We start from the raw sequence: 21,758 nt of genomic DNA on the forward strand, positions 1-21,758 counted from the left end.
CGGCCGCGAGTGGAGTGATGCGAGGTGCGGCCAATGGCCGATTTCGCTATTCAATACTTGGCAATTCATGAGGCGCTCCAGCTGAGATTGAACAGGGTCCGTCCTGGCAGCTCGAAGCTGACGCGACCGTCCTGGCAATTGAAGGGTGCGTCGCGGGCGCGGTTGTCGGCACCGAAGTAGCTTAATGAACCGTTGGCCAGCGGACACTGGACCCCAGTCAGGGCCACACGCTGCAAGCGCGTGGCTTTATTGACGCCCAGAAGGTTGCGCTTCTTGTCCTCGGCCATGGCCAGCACGTCGACCTCGAAGGCGTCGTTATCGAGGAGCATCACGTCGTGCAGCCAATGCTGGCGGATGAACTGCTGAGCCAGGCCCACGGGCTTGAGCTCGAAGCGATCGTCGCCGAGGACACGCAACATGCCTTTGGGGTAGTTCGGTTCGTCAGCAGCCTGGAACCAGCTCAGCATCTCCAGCAAGCCATCCTGGGACGAGTTGATGACGACCGACGTCCACCACAACGATGCGAAGTGGGTTTCCTGATCGTAAGGACTGAGGCTGGAACCGCTGGACATGTTGGTCTGGTCCAGCAGCAAGGCTTTGCGCGGCCGGCCCTGGGCGTCGAGGCCGACCAGGTCGGCGGCGCGGCGCACGCTGTCACGGTAGACCCGTGTTGCCAGCAGGTCGCGAATCATCCATTCGTGCCAGGCCAGGGCATCGATGTTGTCGCCGGATTCGGCCAGCAAGCGTTTGGCCCAATCGATGCCGCGTTTGTCGGCGGCGTTGTCAGCAAACGGGCCGTTGACCAGTCGCGAACTGGCGGGCATGGCGATGCGCACGCCGGCCTTGGCATTGGCGGGATTGCTACGCACTTGGCGGGCCATGCTGTTGAAGATGCTTTGGTAGTTGGCGTAGTCCGGGTAATTGAGGTTCGGCTCGTCGGCAAAACCGATGTAGTGCGTGCCTTTGCCACCCAGGGCCCGGGTCGACGCGAGCCAGGCGTCGAGCCCGGCGTTGCTCAGGGTGTCGGCGCGCAAGTCAGCCTGGCGCTGGCTCCCGGCCAACAGCGTGATGTCCTGGGTGATGCCGAAGCGGTCCTGATACAGCCGACGGAATTCATCTTCGTAGTGCGGATTCTTCGCCGTGATGTCGACGAAACTGTAGTAAGTGCCCGCCTGTGGCTTGAGTGCATCGAGCACGGCATAACTCGATTCCGGCACCTTGACGTAGGGTAGGGCGATGCCCAGGTTCGGGGTCGGCCCCAGCATTTTATTGTGCAATGTCAGCCGGACCTGGCCATCGTCCTCGCGCAGGGGCTTGAGTTGCTGCGGATTCTGGGCGAAGAGGTTGGCGGTGCCATCTAGCCAGAACGCTACCTTGCCGCTGCCTTGCAGGCGCAGGCGCCAGACTTGTGCTTCTGTTGCGACGGGCAACTCGACCTTGTCGAACTGCCAATAACCCCGATACGGTTTCAGCGTCAGCGCCACTTGTTTGCCGTCGCCCACGCGCTGCGCTTGCAAGGCGCTGACACCGCCGTGGAACTTGCCGGCCAGCACTGCGCGCTCACCCGGCGCTACCTTGAAGTACAGCTCATCGCCGTTGTGGGTTTCGGCGCTGAAATGCACCTTGGCCGGGGCGAACAACGCCACCGTGTGTTCGTCGTGTTCAACCCGGTAGCGACGGAAGCTGTAGCCCGGAATTTCCAGTTGATAGCTGGAGGCACTCGGGGTCAACGGCCAGCTCTGGCTGCCGCGCGATTCGCTGGCGGCGATCAGGCGCTCGCCCTGGAGTTTGCCCTGGCCGTCGAGCAGGTACAGGCGTTCTTCGTTGGCATCCGCCTGCCACGCCGGCGCCCAGCGAATGGTCAGCGTGTCGGGACGATCCGGTTGCAGGTACAGGCTGCCGTCGCGAATATCGGCCCAACGCATGGGCGCCGCCTGGGCGCTCAGCGCGAGGCCAAGGATAAACAGCAGGACCAGGCGTTTCATGCCGACTTCCGTTGCAGCATGTGCAGCATCGGCGTTACATCGCTGGGCAGGATGATCAGGGTTTGCCAGACCGGCACGCCGCTCAACCGGCAGTACATCACCAGCAGCGCGAGGGTGACCGCGAGGTAGGCGATGGACGAGGCCGCCGCCGCGCCGACGATCCCGTAGGCCGGAATCAACACCAGGTTCAGCGCCAGGTTCAGCAAGGCGCCCAGCCCCATCAACAGCGAAATCGTGCCGGGACGGTTTTTGCCCAGCAAGTCCAGGCGCAGGATGCTCGCGTAGCACAGGCCCAGCAGACCCGGCAGCAGCGCCAGCAAGGCCGGATACGCCGGCTGATAGGCCGCGCCGAACAGCGTCACGATGAGCCATTCGCCGATCACCGCCATGGTCACGCAGGCGCCGAGCATTACCGTGGCGGTCAGGCGCAGGGCCAGCGGCGTCACTTTGTCGATGCCTTCTTCCTGTTGCAGCAGGCGTTTCATCAACGGCGTGGTCACGGCTTCCGGGACAATCAGCAGCAACTCGGCGGCGGCGCTGGCCATGGCGTAATGACCGAGCGCGGTGCTGCCGAGCAGGGCGCCGATGAACAGGTAATCGGAGCGCAGGATCACTTGCTGGAACAGCAGGTCGGGATGGCTGCGAGCGCTGTAGCGCAGCAGCTCGTTTTGGCTGGCGCGGTCCCATTGCAATTTCAGGGGCTGAGCGCGTTTGAGCCAGAACCAGCCCGCCAGTACCACCAGGCTGATGCCTGCCAGCCAACTGATCAGGGCTGCTTCCAGCGCGGCGTCTTTCCACATCCAGAACAAGGCGAGAAACAGCAGCAGCGGCGCCAGGGATTCCACCAGGCGCAACGCGTTGAAGGCCACCACGCCGCCGGAGGCGTTGTGCAAGGTCAGCAGTCCGCTCTTGAGTACGGTCAGCGGCACCGCCAGCAACAACAGCCAGGCGAGCAGGCCCAGTTGCGTGGTGATGTCGAGTTCACTGCCGAACTCACGCACCAGGGCGACCACCAGCAAAGTCAAAAGACCCGCCAGCAAGCAACCGAACACCAGCACCTGACTCAGCAGCAACCCCATGGGGCGTTGCTTGGCCGCCTGAAAACCCACCGCCGAATTCAGCCCGCCGCTGGTGGCGGCGCTGATCAGGTCGGGCAAGGTGCTGAGCAGGGCAAACAAACCCCGTTCGCTCGGCCCGAGGATCCTTGCGAGCAACACGTTGCGCATCAGCCGCAAACCGATCATCGCCAGTTTGGTGCCCATGCTCAGGGCCAGATGCTTGAGGTAATGGCTGCGGCTCATGTGCGGGCCCCGCGGAACAGGCGCCAGGACAGCAGCTGCGGATTGCGCGCCACCCGTTGGCTGACGCCGAAACGGGGCAGGTTCAAGGGGTCATCGGTGCCCCGATAAATCCCGGTGCCGGTGCCCAGGGCGAACGGGTAATCGTGATCGGCAACGTGTTCGCGTACCCGCGCATCGTTGTCGCCGTTGGGGTAGCAGTAGACCGGCAGCGGACGGTTGCAGCCATTGTGCAAGGCGTCGCGGCTGCGGCTGAGTTCTTCATGCAAACGCTGATCATCGAGGCCGGTGAGAATCGCATGGCTGGCGCCGTGGGGACCGAACCGCACCAGCCCCGAGCCTTCCAGCATGCGCACCTGCTGCCAGTCCAGCGCCTGGGGCAATGACTCGTCCGGGCACTCGTCGGTCAGGTGATTCAAGTCAGCAGGGCTGAGGGTTTTCAGGCTGTGCAGAAAATGCAGCAAGGCCAGGCTGCGACGCTCCACTTCCAGTTCATCGAAGGCCACCGGCAACGGCCGACCGACTTGTCGCAGGCAATCGATCAATTGCATCCGCGCCCGTTCACCGTGGCTGCCCCAGAGGGTTTCGCCGATGCTCTCCCACCAGAACCGCTGGCGGCTGCCGATGAAATCGGTGGAGAGAAAAATGCTCGCAGGCACCTGGTATTTTTGCAGCAACGGGAAGGCGTTCAGGGCGTTGTCGCGCCAACCATCGTCGAAGGTCAGGGTGATTTTCGGGCGATCCGATCTCACCGTGCCGGGTTGCAAGATGTCCATCAACGACACGCAATCGAAGTGTTTTTTCAGCCACACCAGCAAGTGTTCGAAGGCTTTTGGCCCGACGCACAGCTCATTGCGATGGGGCAGTTCGGCGGCGTGGTCGCTGGCCAGCACCCGGTGCAGCATCAGGATCACACCGGCGCCTTGCAGTTGATTGCGGCCCACCGGCGAGTTGAGATAAAGCCAGCCACTGGTACGTTTTAATAGTTGTTTGATCGCCATGGCTCAGTCCTTTCAACGGTTTTGCTCAGGGTTCCACTGGGCGTACCGCTGCCCCCGCAGGAACTGCCACAGACCGATACTCATCCCGGCCAGGGTCACTAGCAGGAACGCGGCGAGGCGGAAAGGTTTGGGCAGACGGTGTTGCGAATCCAGCAGACCGGCGATGGCCACGGCGTAACCGAGCAGTTGCGCGACCAGGCTCAGGCGATAGAAACCGTGTTCTTCCCACAGCCAGAAATTGCTCAGCAACAGCGGCAGCAACAGGATCGGCGCCAGACGGCGGATCAACTTGTGGCTGATCAAGGCAATCGAATACAGGCCATGTTTCAGCGGATTGAGCAGCTCGCTACGTTGGGCCAGGCTTTGCAAGCCCCCGACGGTAACCCGCTGACGGCGGCGGAATTGTTTGTCTGCTTCATCGACGCCTTGGTCGATTACTTGCGCTTCGGGCACATAGACAATGCGCTTGAACGCCACCGGCGCGCAGGTGCTGATGAAGAAGTCATCGTTGACCTCGGCCGGCACCTCCTGGAACAACTCGCGGCGCAGGGCAAGCAGGGCGCCGTCGGCGGAGACCATGCAGCCGGTGCGGTTTTCCACCTTGCGCAGCCAGCCTTCGTAATGCCGATAGAGACTGTCGCCGATACTCAGGCCACCGCCGGTGACCGGGATCACCATGTGCCCGGCGCACGCGCCAACCTGGGGATCGCACAGCGGCGCCAGCAGGTGACCGAGGGTGTCGCGGGACCATTGGTTGTCGGCATCGGTGAATACCAGAATATCCCCGGTGCTCAACGCCACGCCGGCATTCAGGGTCGCGGCCTTGCCCTGGCGAGGCAGGTCGAGGATGGTGATGCGCGGGTCGATCACCTTGCGCGCACAGGCCACGGTGTCATCGGTCGAACCGTCGCTGGCCAGAATGATCTGCAGCGAGGCCGGCTCATAATCCTGAGCGAGCAACGTGCGCAACTTGTGTTCGATGTGCCGCGCTTCGTTGTGCGCGGCAATCACGATGCTGATGTTCATCGGTTCCGCGATTGCGTTACGCCGCGCCGCAAACAATGGCGCCAGCAGCGTCAACAGCAAGGGGTAACCGAGATAGGCGTAAACCGGCAGCAACAGGCACAACCAGAAAATGAATTCAGCCACGGGCAGGCCTCCTGGCTTTCCAATGACAAAAACTGAGAACAAACGCGGCACCGGCCAGGTGCAGACGCAACCAATGCAGGCCCCAGAGTTGCAGGGTCAATAGCAGATCACGGTGTTTGAAGGTCTGGCGCATGCTCAAGGCCAGCGCCGGTAGGCTGGTCAGGAACACCATGAGCGCCGCATGGTGGGGGAAGCCATCGAGCAGGGCGGAGATTGCCAGGAAATCCAACATCCAGGCGGCGAGCGACACCAGCGGGAAGCGCAGCAGACGCATGCTCAGCCCATGGCGGCGCAGTAACTGCAGATGGCTGCCCTGACGCCAGAATTCCTTGCCCATCCATTCACGCCAGCTGCCCTCATAACCCCAATGCAGGGCGACGGTCTGATTGACCGACAGCAGGCGAGCCCCCGCGTGGGAAAGGCGCATGGTGAAATCCTTGTCTTCGCCGGTGCGCAGGGTTTCGTTGAAGCCGCCGACCTTGTCGAACCAGGGGCGGCGCATCAACAGGTTGGAACTGGGCAGCCAGCGCACCGTCTGCACCGTCTCGTTGTTCGGACGCAAGGTGCGACGTTGCCAGGCATTGGCATACCAGGGGGCTTCGGCCGGGGTGTGCAAGTCCAGCCCGAGGACGTCGACCTGAACCGCGGGCTCGATTTTCAACAACAGAGTGAGCCAGTCCTCGGGCATCTCGACGTCGGCATCGATGAAAGCCAGCCAATCGCCGGTGGCGATGGCCGCACCGCGATTGCGCAAGGCGCCGATGAGCACGCCCGGCAGCACCAGCACCTGAGCGCCGAATTGCCGGGCTATCTGCGGGCCCTGATCGTCGGAACCGTTATCGACCACGATCAGCTCGCATTCCAGACCGGCGGCGATGGCAGCGCGTTGCGCAGCCAGCAAGGTCCGAGCGATGTGGCGAGATTCGTTGTACATCGGAATAACGATACTGATGCGGCTCATGCCTTGGCCTCCGCGAGTGGGCTTTCTTCGGCTTTCAAACGCAGCACGCTAGTCAGGGCGAGCATGATCCACACGTACTTCTGATTGGGTGCGCTGAGGAACATCAAAAACAGCGTCAACGACAGGAAACTCATGCTCAGGTGCGTCAGCAAATCTGCCTGTTCGCGGTTGCGTCGCTGCATCCATGCACGACGGGCGCGGACCAGGTTGTACAAACCGAGGCCGAGCATGCCGACGAACAACAGGCCGGCGGGAATCCCCAGCTCACTGAAGATTTCCAGGTAGGTGTTGTGGGCGCGACGGTAGAGGTCGCCGATTTTGCGGTTGGCCGAAAACGCCTTGGCATAACCGGTGGTGGCGTAGTGCAGCGGGAACGTCCCGGGGCCGGTGCCCAGCAACGGGTTCTCGCGGATCATCTCGCTGCCGACCACAATGTACGAGGCGCGACGGCCGAGGGATTGGTCCTGGCTCTTGGCGCCGGCGCTCAAGATGCTCAAGGACTGAATGCGCTCGATGTAACCCTTGGGCATCGCATAAATGGCCAGCGGAATCACGATCACCAGGCCCAGCATGGCAAACCCCAGGTGCCGAGGACGGATGCGTTTAAGCTCGGCGCGGTAATGCCAGACGCCGATCATCAGGCTGAGGAACAGCACCACCAGCCCCGAACGGGATTCAGTCTTGGTCATGCCGCCCAGCAGCAAAATGCAGCAAGCGACCCAGAAAATTCGATGCAGAAAGTGCGGGCTGCGCACCACCAGCAGCAAGGCAAGCGGCACGGCGAAGGCGATCAGCATGGCAAAGGCGTTCGGGTCTTCCAGCAGGCCGGCGGCGCGCCCCTGGTCTTGGTATTTGCTGGAGAACATCGCCAACACGCAGGTCGCCGTGACACTGAGGGTGACCATCTTGGCGAACAGGTCCATGTTCAGCTCGCGGCCGATCAGCAGGGTGATCACAAACAGCACCAGGCCGACACTCAGTTCTCGCAGGTGCCCCATGGACATGCCCATGTTGTCGGTGTTGATCACGCTCAGCAGGTACAAGACCATGAACCAGATCAGGTAGCGCCAGATGTTGCTGCGCAGGCGTTCGGAGGGTATCTGGTGGATGGCCAGTTGCAGCATCAGGATCACGGCCAGTGACGCGCCGAGGAACTTGGTGCCCGACAGCGAATTATCCTTGAAGAAACCTTCGAACGGCACCAGCGCCGCGATCCCGAGCAAACCCCAGGTGGGTTTTCGGTAAAGCAGCGCGACACCGACCAGGCCCAGCACCGCTCCCGGCGCCAGATACGGATAAGGGCTGGCCAGCAAAGCGAGGCAGACCAGGCCAAACAAACTGACAATCGAGAGCGGAAAGATCACGCGCGTGCCTCCCGTGCAGTACGGAGATAAAGTTGCGACCAGCGTTCGGCCAGGGCCTTGAGGTCGTAACGGTCCAATTGCGTACGTTTTGCGTTGTCGATCAGGTTGCGGGCCATGGCCGGTTCAGTCAGCAACGAGCCGATCTGGCGGGCGAGGGCGGCGCTGTCGGCGGGTGTCGCCAGCAGGCCGTTGTGCCGGTCTTGCAGCACATCGGGGATCCCGCCGACGCCGAACGCCACCACCGGCACACCGGCTTGCATCGCTTCGAGCAGAATCATCGGCGTGCCTTCGGTGCGCGAGCTGATCACCAGCGCATCGAGTTGTCGCCACCACACACTCATGTCGGTCTGGTAACCCGGCAGGGTGATGCGGTCCTGTAAACCCGCTTCGTTGATACGCGCCAGCAGCGTCTCCCGTTCCGGGCCGTCGCCGAGCATCACGGCGTCCAGTTGCGGGTGTTGCCGGCAGAGTGGAATCAGCGCATCGAGAAAAAAGTCCGGGCCCTTTTCACTGCTCAGCCGCCCGACGTAACCGGCCAGCCAACGCTGGCGTTTCGCGTGACGCGGCAACAGTCCGTCAGTCGCCGGCAGACCATTGGGAATCACCTGCAGCTTTTCCGCCCGGACGCTGGCCTGACGGCACAGCACGGCGATGCTTTCGGCAACGCAGACCACGCGATTCACCGACGCGGTGCGGCACAGTTGCAGGCTCAGCCAGGTGTAGAACTTCTGCTTGCGGCTGCGCGGTGTGAAACCGTGCTGGGTAATCACCAGCGGCAGGCGCAACAACGTTGCGCCCACCCAGCCAAACAACAGGCCCTTGAAGTTGTGCGTATTGATCAACGGCCGTTCCGCCCGGCGCTGGCGCAAATGCGCCAGTAATTCCCCCAACCCCGCGCAACCCCGGCAGTCGACCCCCGCCTGACGAAACCGCGCGATCAAGTCTGGCGGCGCATCGAGAAACAGCACCTGGTGCTGCCCCGGCGTCGCCAGGCAATGGTCCAGCAGCATCCGCTCAGCCCCGTAGAAGCCGCCGCTGCTGAGCAAATGAATGATCGGCAGGGAAGGGATGAGCGGCGCGTTCAATTGCGCACCCAATGCACGAGGCGCGGTAAGGACCAGTTGCTGTGCGGATTGGTGGGTTCCACGTTCTGATCGTTGATCACCAACAGCACCGGCAAGCCCAGTTCGTGGGTGATTTGCGCTGGGTGTTTGAAACGGTGATCGAAAAACTCACGCACGTAGACCAGGGCAATCGCCAGCAAGAGACCGGTGAACAAGCCGAACGGAATGATCAGCATCGGTTTCGGGAACGCCGCTTCGGTGGGCTCATACGGCGGGCTGAGCACCCGTGCGTTGGACAGGTCGTTGTCCAGCGAACGTGCGCTGCTGCTTTCGGCGAAGCGTTGGGCATAGGTCGAGAACGCCGCGTGCAACGCGTTGATCTCGGTGTCCATCTGCCGCAGCTTGCTCTGGGTTTCCTGCAACTGGTGGATGCGCTCCTTGAACTCGGCAATGCGCTTGGTTTTCTGGTCGATCACCGAGCTGACAATCGCCAGATCAGTGTTGCGTTCCTGAATCCGGTTGCTGACCACTTTCAGAAACTGCTGACGGGTGCGGGCGATTTGCTCGCGGGTCAGCAACATCGGTTCGCTGCTTGGCTGGAAGATCGCCAGGTCGTTCATGTAGCGGCTGACCTGCGTGGTCAGGGCCTCACCCATCTGTTTGATCTCACGATCCTCGAACGCCACATTGTCCACGGTGGTGGTGAAGGTGTAGGGGAAGGTGTAGTCGTTGAGTTTCGAGTTGCTCGCTGCGGCCAGGCTGGTTTTCAGGTAGTCGAGCCAGCGTTGGCTTTGCAGCAGGCGATCGCGGTACAGGTTGAGCGCCTGCTCCTCGGTGTTGATGGCGTTGAGGCGGAAGGTGATTTCTTCCTTCGGATCGGACGAGCCGACCGCTTCAAGCAAGCCCAGCCGAGTGCCTTCCAGGCCATCGAGACGCACCTGGTATTGCTTCTTCTTGGTTTCGTAGAACGACTGCGGCAAATCGATCGATTGCAGTGCCTGACGGCTCGTCAGGTAGTTCTGCAGCAAGGCTGCAACGAAATTGGTGCCTTGGGTTGGGTTGTCGAAGCTGTAGATGATGGAGATCACGTTGGAGCCTGGCAGGGTCTCGATTTTCAGACTGTCGATCGCCTGTTGGGTCAGAGCATCCAGCGCCGTGTCGCGTACCGGGTCGGTTTCCAGGCCCAGGGTGGCTTTCATCGGATTGATTACGTATTCACGCAGCGGCGTGGTCACGTACTGTTTGAATGGCTGGGTCACCAGTTTGTTGAAAACGCCAGGGGTAGGCGTGTACTCACCCTTGTCGCGCAACTCGCTGATGGTCTGCCGGATCAACGCCGGCGAGCGCAGGATATTGCTCTCGGTTTCCATGTCCGCCAGGGACGGTGGAATGAACGAGGCGTTCTCCTGGTTGAGGGAGGTTGTGGCGTCTCCCTGTGAGAGTTTTTTGGACTGCACGATCACCTGGGCGGTGATATCGAAGCTCTGTTTGAGCATCAGCGGCAAGACCAGGGCGATCACTGCAAAGACCAGGAAGACTCGTTTCACCAACTGCTTGTTGGCGAAAAAGATCCTGAAGAACTCGTGCAGGTAGTTTTCCTTTGGATTCATGGTCGGTCACCTGAGAGTTAGTTGCTGTCACTGTCTTTGTTGTCGACGCGGTAGCCGAAGCTGAAGCCCACGCCCTGGAACAACACCACGTCTGCCAGTTGCCGCGCGAGCTCACCGGCGCTCGCCAGTTTGGTCTTCGGCACATAGAGCATGTCGTCCGGTTGCAGGTACGCAATCTGCGACGCATCGCCGGCCAAAGCCTTTTCGACGTCGTAGCGCACGGCCTGCACCTGGTTGCCATTGCGGCGCATGATCATCACCGAATCGAGCCGCGCCTTGGTGTTGCTGCCACGGGCCAGGGTCAGCGCTTCAAGCACCGAGACTGGCCGGCGAATCGGGTAGGACCCCGGTTGGCCAACTTCGCCCAGCACATAGATTTCGTTACCCGCCGTGGACTTCAGCAGCACGTCGACGGTCATCCGCCCCGGCAGCTTCGCGTAGCGTTGGTTGAGGAAGGTTTCCAGTTGATTGACGGTCATGCCTTGCAGCGGCACGGCGCCGATTTCCGGGAAGCTGGCGTAACCGTCGGTGCCCACGGTGATCTCCCGGCTCATGCCGGTAGCGGGGTGGTTCAGGGCACTTTTGAGGTTCGACTCGTTGCTCAGCGGGCTGATGACCTGCACGGACAACTGGTTGCGGTTCGGCTGGAACAGCTGTTTGCGCTGGTAGGCGCGCTGGATTTCCTCACGCGCCTGTTCGGACGTCAGTCCGGCGATCTTCACCGAGGTGTTGGCGCCCGGCAGTTCAATGGTGCCATCGGGCAGCACCAGTTGATTGCCGTTGAGCTGGCTGGCAGCGGTGAAGTTCAGGCCGATCTGGTCGCCGGACTGGATGCGGTAGGCGTCCGAGCCGCTGGTGCTGATGTGAAAGATCACGTCCAGCACATCCTGTGGCCGCAAGGTCTGTTCGACCTTGGGCATGTCAGTGGCCTGGGCGTTGGCCGGTGAGGCCGTGAGGATATTCACCGGCATGTTCTGGGTTTCGGAAGTGCTGGAGCAACCTGCAAGCGGCAGCAACAGCAGGACAAGCATTTTGGCGTTCATGTCGTCATCCTTTTCTGATTGCTCACAGGTTTTTGTAGAGCCATTTCGGCATGTAGTACTTGCGCCGGTTGAAGACGCTGCCGACCAGTTTCGCGCCGGCCTGGGTCAAGCGCTGAACCGCCGCCTGGGCTACTTCCCAGCGCGTGTCTTCGGAGCGCACGACCATGATCACGCCGTCCACCTGGGTACTGATGATCATGGTGTCGGCGGCGGAATACACCGCGTCGCCGTCGATCACCACAAAGCGATACTGACTGCCGAGCTGATCGAGCAACGGGCCCAGGCGTTCAGGGGTCAGGTGCTCGGTGCCACGCACATACCGGCCGTTGGGCAGGATGTGGAAGGGCAGGCTGGAGACGTTCACCACGCAGTCCTGCAGCAGGGGCGGGCTCTGGGTGTTGAACAGCAGGTCGCGAAAACCGCGCTCCTTGGTCAGCCCCATCTGTTGCGTGAGGTTGGTCGATGACTGACTGGCATCGACCAGCAACACTTCGCCGCTGCTCATTTTCGCCAGCTGACTGGCCAGCGCCAGGGCACTGGTGGTGGTGCCGGCGCCGGGGTTGGCGGCGGTCAGAAATAGGATCCGCAGATCTTGATCGAGCACGGTCGAGGTCAGGTTGGACTCGCTCGGGTTGGCAATGCTTAGGCTTTTGGCTGATGAACCGTCCATTTAACTCGCTCCGTGGCCGCTGAATACTTTGAAGGGGGTTTTCAACAGGATCTTCAGATCAAGCAACAGGCTCTGCTCGGCGATATAGCTGAGGTCCAACTCAACGCGCTGGTCGAAGTCGATGTTGCTGCGCCCGGAGATCTGCCACAGGCCGGTCATGCCGGGGTAGATGCTCAGGCGTGCAAGGTGATTGTCCTTGTAGCGGTAGGCGTTGAACGAGGTTGGCCGCGGGCCCACCAGGCGCATGTCGCCCATCACCACATTGATCAGGTTTGGCAGCTCATCCAGGCTGCTGCGCCGCAGGAAACCACCGATGCCGGTGATGCGCGGGTCCTTGTCGATCTTGAAATCGATCGCGTCGGCTCCGTGCTTGTTCAGGTGACGCAGGGACTCTTTAAGCTCCTCGGCGTTGGCCACCATGGTGCGGAACTTGTACATGCCGAATTTGCGACCGCGGTAGCCCGTGCGTTTCTGCACGAACATCACCGGTCCCGGGCTGCTGAATTTGATCGCCAGTGCCAGGCCCAACAAGATGGGCGAGATCAGCAGCAGAATCACCAACGCACCGAGGCAGGCGACCACGCGGTTGGTGCGCGACAGCGTCCAGGGGCGACCGCCGTCACGGCCGGTCATCCAGCCACGACCCTGCATATGGATCGCGGTGTCGAGGCGCATTCGGTGCTCCGGGTCCAGGCGCTTGTCTCGGCGCATCTGTTGCATCGGCACCGTTTTTTCATGTCCAGTCATAGAATCCTCCGCTGAAGTTCAGCCGCTAGCGGCGCGTGGGCGATAGGCAGTGGGTAGTAATCGCGGAACCAGGCGATGAAGCGCCCGAGTCCTTCATCCAGCTCGATACAAGGCTGAAATCCGGTTGCCCGAGCCAGGTCGCTGGCATCGGCGCAGGTGTTGAGCACGTCGCCCGGCTGCAGTGGCAGCAACTCGACGAGGGCTTTTTGTCCAAGGTGTTTTTCCAGCAGCGCCAGGTAATCCTTGAGTTCCACCGGGTGCTGGCCGCCGATGTTGAAGATCCGCCACGGCGCCATGCTGCTGGCCGGGTCCGGTTGTTCACGGTCCCATTCGGCGTTGGCTTGCGGTGGACGGTCGATCAGGCGTGCGATGCTCTCGATGATGTCGTCGATGTAGGTGAAATCGCGCTGGTGTTCGCCGTAGTTGAACAACTTCAGTGGCTGCCCTTCGGCAATCGCCCGGGCGAACTGGATCGGCGACATGTCCGGCCGACCCCAGGGCCCGTACACGGTGAAAAAACGCAGGCCGGTGCAGGGAATGCCGAACAGGTGGCTGTAGCTGTGGGCCATCAGCTCGTTGGCTTTCTTGGTCGCGGCGTACAGCGACAGCGGATGGTTGACGCCGTCCTTCACCGAGTAAGGCGTGTGCTGGTTGGCGCCATACACCGAACTGGACGAGGCGTAGACCAGGTGCTTGACCGGGTGGTTGCGGCAGCTTTCGAGAATGTTGAGGAACCCGCTCAAATTGCTGTCGAGGTAAGCCCGTGGGTTCTCCAGGGAGTAACGCACCCCGGCCTGGGCCGCGAGGTGAATCACCACCTCGGGCTTTTCACGGACAAACAGGGCCTCGATGGCAGGACCGTCGGCCAGGTCAACCGTCGCGAGCTGGAAAGCGCCAACCTGCTCCTGCACCCAATTCACGCGGTCGTGTTTGAGTTGCGGGTCGTAGTAATCATTGAAATTGTCGAGGCCGACCACCTGGTGCCCGTCACGGATCAACCGCAACACGCAATGGGCACCAATGAAACCGGCCGCTCCGGTGACGAGAATCTTCATGGCCGCGGCGCCTCGGGAACGATGTGCCGCAGGCCGATGCCGCTGTAGTGCAAACCGGCGGCCGCCACCTGTTCCGGGTTGTAGAGGTTGCGACCGTCGACGATCACCCGCGAACGCAGTTTGCTTGCCAGCAATTCAAAGTCGACCACGCGGAAGTTTTTCCACTCGGTGCAGATCACCAAGGCGTCGGCGTCCTCCAGCGTGTCGTCGCGGGTGGCGCACAGGTGCAGGTCATTGCGGTAGCCGTAGATGCGTCGGCATTCGGACATGGCTTCCGGGTCATAGGCCTGCACGCTCGCGCCTTCAGCCCATAACGCATCCATCAGGTAACGGCTGGGGGCTTCGCGCATGTCATCGGTGTTGGGCTTGAACGCCAGGCCCCAGATCGCGATGGATTTACCGGCCAGCCCATTGGGGAATTGTGCTTTCAGTTTGCTGAAAAGAATGTGGCGTTGGCTGTCGTTGACGTCGGTGACGCTACGCAGCAAGCGCAGCGGCATGCCGTTGTGTTCGGCAGTATGCAGCAGGGCGCGCAGATCCTTGGGGAAGCACGAGCCACCGAAACCGCAACCTGGGTAGATGAAGTGGTAACCGATGCGCGGGTCCGAACCGATGCCTTTGCGAACCGCTTCGATATCGGCCCCCAGCAGCTCGGTGAGGTTCGCCAGTTCGTTCATGAAGCTGATGCGCGTGGCGAGCATCGCGTTGGCCGCGTATTTGGTCAGCTCGGCACTGCGGTTGTCCATGAACATGAGCTTTTCATGGTTGCGGCAGAACGGCGCGTAGAGCTCGCTGAGCTGACCGCGGGCTTCCTCGTCGTCGGTGCCGACGATGATCCGGTCCGGGCGCATGCAATCGGCGAGGGCGCTGCCTTCCTTGAGAAACTCGGGGTTGGAGACCACCCGTACATTGAGGGTGCTCTTGCCGCGACGAAGCAGTTCTTCGTGGGCGGTGGCGGCCACCTGGTCCGCGGTGCCGACCGGCACGGTGGACTTGATGATCAGGGTGCGATCGGCCTCCATGTAACTGGCGATCTGGCGGGCCACATTCAGTACGTGACTGAGGTCGGCCGACCCGTCTTCATCGGCGGGCGTGCCCACGGCGATGAAAATCAGCTCGGCGTGTTCGACCGCATCGCTGGCCTGGGTCGTGAACAGCAAACGGCCGGCCTTGATGTTCTCTTCCAGCGTGCCGGATAACCCCGGTTCGCTGATCGGCGGCACGGCCTGTTGCAGTTGTTTGATCTTGTTGGGATCGATGTCGACACATAAGACACGATGTCCGACATCGGCCAGTGCCGCTGCTTGTATCAGGCCGACGTAGCCCGTACCAAATACGCTCACGTCCATATTGGCGTGCCTCGTAAGACGGTTGAAAGAACTGAAATAAGACTGTCAAAAGGGGTATAGCCCAGCGTTGGGAAAACGTGTCAGCAAAATGACATGTTGCGCAGCTATAACAGCCCCATTTTTGGGGCGTTTTGCCATCAAGTGCTTGCCACTGCTGGATTTGCCGCGGTTTTGACGGGTTTTTCACAATTCGAAGAAAACGATAAACGGTCGTAGGGCTTGAAACACAAGGGTTGTAGCCGGTCAGGTGTGTCAGATTTGAGTCAACGTTTTTTTGACGCTTTGTGTAAAAACCCGACATTTCTTGCGCTTTGATGGCCCGGTGCTAGTGTCAAAAAATGGCTGACAATCTATTGGCCAACGGACGGCCGCGAGCATCGGAAATACTATGATTCGATATCTCAAAGAACTGCTCTTAGTTCTCTACTTATTCAAAAATTACGACTATTACCTGGAGCGCCTGAGCGCGTTGGGAATGGGTTTGCCGGTGCTGCTGTTTGGCGGGATGTTTATCGGGCTGACCGTGGCGCTGTTCATGACCGCGTACATTCGCCAGACGCTGATCCGTCATCTATTAGCTCTGATGATGTTTGTGTCTGCCGTGTTTTTCGATGTCTATACCCGCGTCACGGCCGACTACCTGACCTACAGCAGCTTCGTGTCGCTGGTGTATTCCGGCGGGTTCATTCAGGAGGCGGCGTACCAGTACCGCGACGCGATCATCAGCGGGGTGGTCGGCGGCTTGCTGCTGTTGTTCGGTATCGGGCTCAAACCGCGTCGACGAATGCCGCTGCCCGGTGCGTTGCTGGTGGCGGCGCCGGTGCTCGGAGTGCTGCTGCTCAGTGCGGTGTTGTTCGTGCGAGCCGGCGAAGGCGCCCGTGGCCTGCCGATCATGTACACGCCGCTGGCCTACTTGAACCTGTTCACCTATGAAGCCCTGCACAACACCGTCGGCCCACGCGAGCCTGTGAGCCTGGCGCGCAACGACGCGCCGCCGGGGCACGACATCGTTCTGATCATCGACGAAAGCATTTCCGGCAACTACCTGGACATCAACGCCCCGTTCGGTGTGCACAGCAACCTCAAGGAACCGCGCCCGGGCGTCGCGATCTTCAATTACGGTTACGCCGCGTCCATTGCCAATTGCAGCGCCGACACCAACATCACCCTGCGGTACGGCGGCACCCGCGCCGACTACATGCGCATCAACAGCACGATGCCGTCGATCTGGCAGTACGCGAAGAAGGCCGGCCTGCGCACCGTCTACATCGATGCCCAGCGCACCGGGGGCAACTTGCAGAACCTGATGAACGACGCCGAGAAAAAGGACATCGACGAGTTTGTGCAATTCGACCAGGCCAGCGTGCGTGATCGCGACATGGCGGCCGCGGCGAAACTGATCGACCTGCTCAACGACGGCAAGCCCGAGCTGGTGGTGATCAACAAGGTGGGCGCGCATTTTCCGGTGCATGACAAGTACCCGGATGCGTTCATGGCCTATCGTCCGACATTGCCTCGGGGGCAGTTTGTCGAGATCGCGGACACCGGCAAGCGCGATGGTTTCAACGGTCAGCCGGATGATTGGGTGCTCTACCGCAACGCCTACAAGAACACCTTGTTGTGGAACGTCGGGGAGTTTTTCTCACGGGTGTTTGCCAAGGCAGACATGAGCAATGCGCTGCTGATCTACACCTCGGACCATGGGCAGGACCTGCATGAACGGGGCAATCCCGGGTTGAATTTGCACTGCGGCGGTGATCCGGTGGCGGAGGAGGGCTTGGTGCCGCTGGTGGTGATTCAAGGGGATCAGTTGCGCACGCTGGATTGGCAGAAAGCGCTGGCCGCGAACAAGGATCGGTCGAGTCACTACAACATCTTCCCGACATTGTTGCAGTTGATGGGCTATGACCTGGCGGGGATCGAGGCGGTTTATGGCAAGCCGTTGAGTGTGCCGACGGCGGACGATTTTACATTCAACTATCGGTTCAATGCGCGGCTGGGGGCGAAGCCTGAGTGGAAGTATATTGATCTGAACAGCATTGTGACGCCTTCGCAGGCGCCTACAAATGTTGCGGTGGGGCAGTGAGGTTTTTGGTTGACTGATCCGGCCTCATCGCGAGCAGGCTCGCTCCTGCAGGGGTGTGTGTCGTTCAAAAGTCCCCTGTGGGAGTGAGCCTGCTCGCGATGGCGTCAGCCAGATCAGAGAGAAGTTTTCGGATGTACTCTCGGCTATCCTAGGCGCTCTGACTTCAGCGAGCCTCCCTTCATGCTTCAGGTCCAAGGCGTCTTCAAAAGCTACGCCACTCCGCAAGGTCCTTTGCCGGTGTTGCAAGGTGTCGACCTGACATTGAAACCCGGCAGCAGCCTGGCGCTGATGGGTGAGTCGGGCAGTGGCAAGAGCACCTTGCTGCACTTGATCGCCGGCCTCGACAAGGTCGATCGCGGCAGCATTCAAAGCGGCGAGCATCGGCTGGACCAGATGAACGAAGGGCAGCTGGCGAACTGGCGACGGACTGAAATCGGCCTGGTGTTCCAGCAGTTCAACCTGATCGGCAGCTTGCGGGTCGAGGACAATCTGGCTTTTCAGGCACGCCTGGCCGGGCGGCATGATCCGCGCTGGCAGGCGCACCTGGTGCAGCGGCTGGGCTTGAGTGATTTGCTGCGGCGTTACCCGGAGCAGCTCTCCGGTGGGCAACAGCAGCGAGTCGCTTTGGGCCGCGCCCTGGCGTCGAAGCCCAAATTGTTGCTGGCCGACGAGCCCACCGGCAGCCTCGATGAAGCCACCAGCGATGAAGTGTTGAAGTTGTTGCTGGAATTGCTCGACGACAGTCCGACCACCTTGTTGATGGTCACCCATAGTCATCGCGTTGCCGCACGGCTGGCGGAGAAAGTGGTGCTGCATCGCGGCCGTCTGGCTGGCGCGGGCGAACACTGAGGTGCGCGTCTTTCGCGAAACGCTGCGGGCGTTGCTCAGCCATTGGTGGCAGCACCCGGTGCAATTTTTCAGTGTGCTGACCGGGCTCTGGCTCGCCACCAGCCTGCTGACCGGTGTAGAGGCGCTGAACAGCCAGGCACGTGAAAGTTATGCGCGAGCCAGTCAGTTGATCGGCGGTGAACCGCAGGCCAGCCTCAGTGCGCCCAGTGGCGCGACCTTTTCCCAGCAAGTGTTTGTCGACCTGCGACGCGCGGGCTGGCCGGTCTCGCCCGTGCTGCAAGGGCGGGTGACGCTCAAGGGCCATGAGGAGCAACGTCTGCAGCTGATGGGCATCGAACCGGTGTCGCTGCCGGCCGGCTCGGCGGTGGCGGGGCGGTCGTTGGCGATCGAGCAGATTGTCGAATTTTTCACCCCGCCGGGCCGCACCTGGATCTCACCGCAGACCTTGCAGACGTTAGGTCTGCACGAAGGTGAACAGCCAGTGAACTCTAATGGCGAGATTCTGCCACCGCTGCACGTCCAAACCGATATGGCCCCCGGCATGTTGCTGGTGGACATCGGCTTCGCCCAGCAGATTCTCGGCCTGCCGGAGCAACTGTCGCGCCTGTTGTTGCCCAAGGATTTCAGCGCCGCACTGCCCGATCAATACAAAGGCCAGTTGCAGTTCAAAACCAGCGGTGAAGAAAACAATCTCTCGCGGCTGACGGAAAGCTTTCACTTGAACCTCGATGCCTTGGGTTTTCTGTCCTTCGTGGTCGGCCTGTTCATCGTTCACGCCGCAATCGGGCTGGCGCTGGAGCAACGTCGAGGCTTGCTCAGAACCCTGCGCGCCTGTGGGGTCAGCGCCCGAATGTTGATCACCTGTCTGGTGGTTGAACTCGGAGCACTGGCGATGATCGGCGGTATTGCCGGCGTCGCCAGCGGTTACCTGCTGGCCAGCGTATTGTTGCCGGACGTGGCCGCCAGCCTGCGCGGTTTGTACGGCTCCGAAGTGGCGGGGCAGTTGAGCCTCAGTCCGTGGTGGTGGTTCAGCGGGGTGGGCTTGAGCCTGCTGGGTGCGCTGCTGGCCGGGGCCAACAGTCTGCTGCGGGCGGCGCGCCTGCCGTTGCTGGCCCTGGCCGATCCGCAAGCCTGGCATCAGGCTCACGCGCGCTGGTTACGGCGTCAGGGTTGGGTCGCGGCACTGGCCGCTGTCATCGCGCTTATCGTCTTGTTCCGGGGGGACAGCCTGGCCAGTGGTTTTGTGCTGATGGCAGCTCTGCTGATCGGGGCCGCACTGGCCTTGCCGGTGGTGCTGAATCTGGTCTTGAACCTGGCACTGAGCCGCAGTCATTCGGTGCTCGGCCAATGGTTTCTCGCCGACTGCCGTCAGCAACTGCCGGCGCTGAGCCTGGCGCTTATGGCGCTGCTGTTGGCGCTGGCGGCGAACATCGGTGCCGGCAGCATGACCGCCGGTTTTCGCCAGACCTTCAACGACTGGCTCGAACAACGCCTGACCGCCGAGCTTTACGTCAATCCGCAAAACCCGGCCCAGTCCCGAGAGCTGCACAGCTGGCTCAAACAGCAACCTTCATTGACTGCCGTGCTGCCCAACTGGCAGGTATCGATCCAGCTGCAAGGCTGGCCGGCGGATATCTTCGGCGTGATCGATCACCCGACCTATCGCCAGCATTGGCCGCTGCTGGAAGCCTTGGGCGACAATCCCTGGGACCGCTTGGCCAAGGACGATGCGCTGATGCTCAGCGAACAACTGGCCCGCCGGTTGAAGGTGCGGCTCGGCGATCATTTGACCATCCCCACACCGGGCGGCCCGTGGTCACCTCGGATCGTCGGGATTTACGCCGACTACGGCAATCCCAAGGGGCACCTTCTGGTGAACGCCAACCATTTGCTGCGCGGGTGGCCGCAGCTCACGCCCAATCGTTTCAACCTGCGCATCGAGCCCGCGTTGATTGCGCCATTCCTCAAAACGCTGCAAAGCCGTTTTACCCTGGACGACAGCCGTATCGTCGATCAGGCGCGCCTCAAGGGCTGGTCCACGCAAGTGTTCGAACGCACCTTCGCCGCCACCGCCGCGCTCAACAGCCTGACCCTGGCCGTCGCCGGTGTGGCGTTGTTCATCAGCCTGCTGACGCAGAGCCAGAGCCGCCTCGGCCAACTCGCGCCGCTGTGGGCGCTGGGCGTGACGCGCCGGCAATTGATGCTGCTCAACCTCGGACAAACCTGGCTGCTGGCGACGCTGACGCTGGTGCTGGCATTGCCGTTGGGGATCGCGTTGGCGTGGTGCCTGGACACGGTGATCAACGTGCAAGCGTTTGGCTGGCGATTGCCGTTGCGGGTGTTTCCGTTGCAGCTGCTGCAATTGATGGGGCTGGCGTTGCTCGCAACGTTACTGGCGTCGGCGTGGCCGCTGTATTCGCTGTACCGCACTCAACCGGCGGATCTGCTGAGGACGTTTGCGCATGAGGATTAAGGTCGGCGTGTTGCTATTGGTTTTGTTGAGCGGCTGCGACAACCCCGCGCCTGACGAGAAAGGCTTCGCAGGTCTGGGTGGTGACGCCTCCGTATTCACACCGGTAGTGCCCGGGCGAGAATTCAGCTTCCCGGCAGATCACGGTCCTCACGATGGCTTTCGCATCGAATGGTGGTACGTCACTGCCAATCTCAAGGACGATCAGGGTCGCGAGTTCGGCGTGCAATGGACGTTGTTTCGCAGCGCGTTGAAAGCTGTCCCGGAGCAGTCGGGTTGGGGCAATCAGACCATTTGGCTGGGGCACGCAGCCGTGACGTCGGCAACGGCCCATCACGCGGCCGAACGTTACGCCCGTGGTGGCGTGGGGCAGGCGGGGGTGAGTCTCGCACCGTTCAATGCCTGGATCGACGATTGGCGCTTCAGCAGTCAGGGGGCCGATGCCTTGGCGGACCTGCAACTCAGCGCCCGGGACAAGGGCTTCAGCTACCAACTGCGGCTAACGTCCACCCGCCCGCTGGTGCTTCAGGGTGACAAGGGTTTCAGTCAGAAATCCGAACAAGGGCAGGCGTCGTATTACTACAGCCAACCGTTTTTCCAGGCCAGCGGCGCGCTGGAAATCGACGGCAAGACTTATCAGGTCAGCGGTCCGGCCTGGCTCGATCGCGAGTGGAGCAGTCAGCCACTGACTGCGAACCAGACAGGATGGGACTGGTTTTCGCTGCACCTGGACAGCGGCGAACAGGTCATGCTTTATCGCATGCGGCAAAAGGACGGCGCGCCTTACCTCACAGGCACGTGGATCGATGCTCAAGGCCAGGCTCAGTCATTGCACGCCTCCGACATCAGCCTCACACCGCAAGCCACCGCCAAAGTCGCCGGGCGTGAAATGCCGGTGCGCTGGGCGATCAAAATCCCGGCCAAACACCTCGACATCTCCATCACCGCCCTCAATCCCAACGCCTGGATGGATTTGCGCATTCCTTACTGGGAAGGCCCCGTGCAATTCAAAGGTGGCACGGGTTATCTGGAAATGACCGGGTATTGAGTCGGAACT

The 21,758-nt window shown here is 61.4% G+C and carries 17 protein-coding genes; 4 read left to right on the forward strand and 13 right to left on the reverse strand.

What is annotated here, in order from left to right; translation table 11 throughout:
- Positions 1–65: 65 nt before the first annotated feature.
- The 13 genes from FHL16_RS19785 to FHL16_RS19845 are packed head-to-tail and all read right to left on the reverse strand — an operon-like array spanning position 66 to position 15,296.
- On the reverse strand, positions 66–1,985 hold the full coding sequence (locus FHL16_RS19785) for a hypothetical protein (RefSeq protein ID WP_077749049.1): 1,920 nt from the start codon (positions 1,983–1,985) through the stop codon (positions 66–68).
- The gene (locus tag FHL16_RS19790; protein WP_077749050.1) at positions 1,982–3,286 is read right to left on the reverse strand and encodes a lipopolysaccharide biosynthesis protein; all 1,305 of its coding nucleotides are present in this window, start codon (positions 3,284–3,286) and stop codon (positions 1,982–1,984) included. The genes FHL16_RS19785 and FHL16_RS19790 overlap by 4 nt, the downstream gene beginning before the upstream one ends.
- On the reverse strand, positions 3,283–4,284 hold the full coding sequence (locus FHL16_RS19795; protein ID WP_077749051.1) for a polysaccharide deacetylase family protein: 1,002 nt from the start codon (positions 4,282–4,284) through the stop codon (positions 3,283–3,285). The genes FHL16_RS19790 and FHL16_RS19795 overlap by 4 nt, the downstream gene beginning before the upstream one ends.
- A 12-nt stretch (positions 4,285–4,296) precedes the next feature.
- Entirely contained in the window at positions 4,297–5,433 is a 1,137-nt protein-coding gene (locus FHL16_RS19800; RefSeq protein WP_077749052.1) for a glycosyltransferase, read from the reverse strand.
- Entirely contained in the window at positions 5,426–6,394 is a 969-nt protein-coding gene (locus FHL16_RS19805; RefSeq protein ID WP_077749053.1) for a glycosyltransferase family 2 protein, read from the reverse strand. The genes FHL16_RS19800 and FHL16_RS19805 overlap by 8 nt, the downstream gene beginning before the upstream one ends.
- On the reverse strand, positions 6,391–7,758 hold the full coding sequence (locus FHL16_RS19810) for an O-antigen ligase family protein (RefSeq protein WP_077749054.1): 1,368 nt from the start codon (positions 7,756–7,758) through the stop codon (positions 6,391–6,393). The genes FHL16_RS19805 and FHL16_RS19810 overlap by 4 nt, the downstream gene beginning before the upstream one ends.
- The gene (locus FHL16_RS19815) at positions 7,755–8,843 is read right to left on the reverse strand and encodes a glycosyltransferase family 4 protein (RefSeq protein WP_010455627.1); all 1,089 of its coding nucleotides are present in this window, start codon (positions 8,841–8,843) and stop codon (positions 7,755–7,757) included. The genes FHL16_RS19810 and FHL16_RS19815 overlap by 4 nt, the downstream gene beginning before the upstream one ends.
- Positions 8,840–10,432, reverse strand: a complete 1,593-nt coding sequence (locus FHL16_RS19820) for a GumC family protein (RefSeq protein WP_010455625.1) — start codon at positions 10,430–10,432, stop codon at positions 8,840–8,842. Before FHL16_RS19820 ends, FHL16_RS19815 begins: the two co-directional genes overlap by 4 nt.
- A 17-nt stretch (positions 10,433–10,449) precedes the next feature.
- Positions 10,450–11,475, reverse strand: coding sequence for a polysaccharide biosynthesis/export family protein (locus FHL16_RS19825; protein WP_010455623.1), 1,026 nt, complete (start codon positions 11,473–11,475; stop codon positions 10,450–10,452).
- A 22-nt stretch (positions 11,476–11,497) separates the two neighbouring features.
- On the reverse strand, positions 11,498–12,145 hold the full coding sequence (locus FHL16_RS19830) for a CpsD/CapB family tyrosine-protein kinase (protein WP_010455621.1): 648 nt from the start codon (positions 12,143–12,145) through the stop codon (positions 11,498–11,500).
- Positions 12,146–12,892, reverse strand: a complete 747-nt coding sequence (locus FHL16_RS19835) for a sugar transferase (RefSeq protein ID WP_077749055.1) — start codon at positions 12,890–12,892, stop codon at positions 12,146–12,148.
- A complete protein-coding gene (locus FHL16_RS19840; protein ID WP_138739056.1) occupies positions 12,889–13,947 on the reverse strand; it encodes an NAD-dependent epimerase in 1,059 nt (352 codons plus the stop codon). Before FHL16_RS19840 ends, FHL16_RS19835 begins: the two co-directional genes overlap by 4 nt.
- Entirely contained in the window at positions 13,944–15,296 is a 1,353-nt protein-coding gene (locus tag FHL16_RS19845) for a UDP-glucose dehydrogenase family protein (protein ID WP_077749056.1), read from the reverse strand. Before FHL16_RS19845 ends, FHL16_RS19840 begins: the two co-directional genes overlap by 4 nt.
- 388 nt (positions 15,297–15,684) lie before the next feature.
- Here FHL16_RS19845 and FHL16_RS19850 point away from each other — a divergent pair, with 388 nt between their 5' ends.
- From FHL16_RS19850 to FHL16_RS19865, 4 genes are all read left to right on the forward strand, one after another.
- Positions 15,685–17,382: a sulfatase-like hydrolase/transferase gene (locus FHL16_RS19850; RefSeq protein ID WP_077749057.1), complete on the forward strand. Its 1,698-nt coding sequence runs from the start codon at positions 15,685–15,687 to the stop codon at positions 17,380–17,382.
- A gap of 180 nt (positions 17,383–17,562) precedes the next feature.
- Positions 17,563–18,231, forward strand: a complete 669-nt coding sequence (locus tag FHL16_RS19855; protein ID WP_077749058.1) for an ABC transporter ATP-binding protein — start codon at positions 17,563–17,565, stop codon at positions 18,229–18,231.
- Position 18,232: 1 nt separating this feature from the next.
- Positions 18,233–20,704, forward strand: a complete 2,472-nt coding sequence (locus FHL16_RS19860; protein ID WP_077749059.1) for an ABC transporter permease — start codon at positions 18,233–18,235, stop codon at positions 20,702–20,704.
- Positions 20,694–21,749: a lipocalin-like domain-containing protein gene (locus tag FHL16_RS19865; protein WP_010455607.1), complete on the forward strand. Its 1,056-nt coding sequence runs from the start codon at positions 20,694–20,696 to the stop codon at positions 21,747–21,749. Before FHL16_RS19860 ends, FHL16_RS19865 begins: the two co-directional genes overlap by 11 nt.
- Positions 21,750–21,758 lie beyond the last annotated feature (9 nt).

Source organism: Pseudomonas sp. FSL W5-0299 (assembly GCF_005930655.1).
GTDB classification, from domain to species: Bacteria; Pseudomonadota; Gammaproteobacteria; order Pseudomonadales; family Pseudomonadaceae; genus Aquipseudomonas; species Aquipseudomonas mandelii.

What these genes read in the sequence shown, in the direction of transcription:
- FHL16_RS19785 (WP_077749049.1), bottom strand. Translation starts at nt 1,985, where the DNA reads ATGAAACGCCTGGTCCTGCTGTTTATCCTTGGCCTCGCGCTGAGCGCC.
- FHL16_RS19790 (WP_077749050.1), bottom strand. Translation starts at nt 3,286, where the DNA reads ATGAGCCGCAGCCATTACCTCAAGCATCTGGCCCTGAGCATGGGCACC.
- FHL16_RS19795 (WP_077749051.1), bottom strand. Translation starts at nt 4,284, where the DNA reads ATGGCGATCAAACAACTATTAAAACGTACCAGTGGCTGGCTTTATCTC.
- FHL16_RS19805 (WP_077749053.1), bottom strand. Translation starts at nt 6,394, where the DNA reads ATGAGCCGCATCAGTATCGTTATTCCGATGTACAACGAATCTCGCCAC.
- FHL16_RS19820 (WP_010455625.1), bottom strand. Translation starts at nt 10,432, where the DNA reads ATGAATCCAAAGGAAAACTACCTGCACGAGTTCTTCAGGATCTTTTTC.
- FHL16_RS19825 (WP_010455623.1), bottom strand. Translation starts at nt 11,475, where the DNA reads ATGAACGCCAAAATGCTTGTCCTGCTGTTGCTGCCGCTTGCAGGTTGC.
- FHL16_RS19830 (WP_010455621.1), bottom strand. Translation starts at nt 12,145, where the DNA reads ATGGACGGTTCATCAGCCAAAAGCCTAAGCATTGCCAACCCGAGCGAG.
- FHL16_RS19835 (WP_077749055.1), bottom strand. Translation starts at nt 12,892, where the DNA reads ATGACTGGACATGAAAAAACGGTGCCGATGCAACAGATGCGCCGAGAC.
- FHL16_RS19840 (WP_138739056.1), bottom strand. Translation starts at nt 13,947, where the DNA reads ATGAAGATTCTCGTCACCGGAGCGGCCGGTTTCATTGGTGCCCATTGC.
- FHL16_RS19845 (WP_077749056.1), bottom strand. Translation starts at nt 15,296, where the DNA reads ATGGACGTGAGCGTATTTGGTACGGGCTACGTCGGCCTGATACAAGCA.
- FHL16_RS19850 (WP_077749057.1), top strand. Translation starts at nt 15,685, where the DNA reads ATGATTCGATATCTCAAAGAACTGCTCTTAGTTCTCTACTTATTCAAA.
- FHL16_RS19855 (WP_077749058.1), top strand. Translation starts at nt 17,563, where the DNA reads ATGCTTCAGGTCCAAGGCGTCTTCAAAAGCTACGCCACTCCGCAAGGT.
- FHL16_RS19865 (WP_010455607.1), top strand. Translation starts at nt 20,694, where the DNA reads ATGAGGATTAAGGTCGGCGTGTTGCTATTGGTTTTGTTGAGCGGCTGC.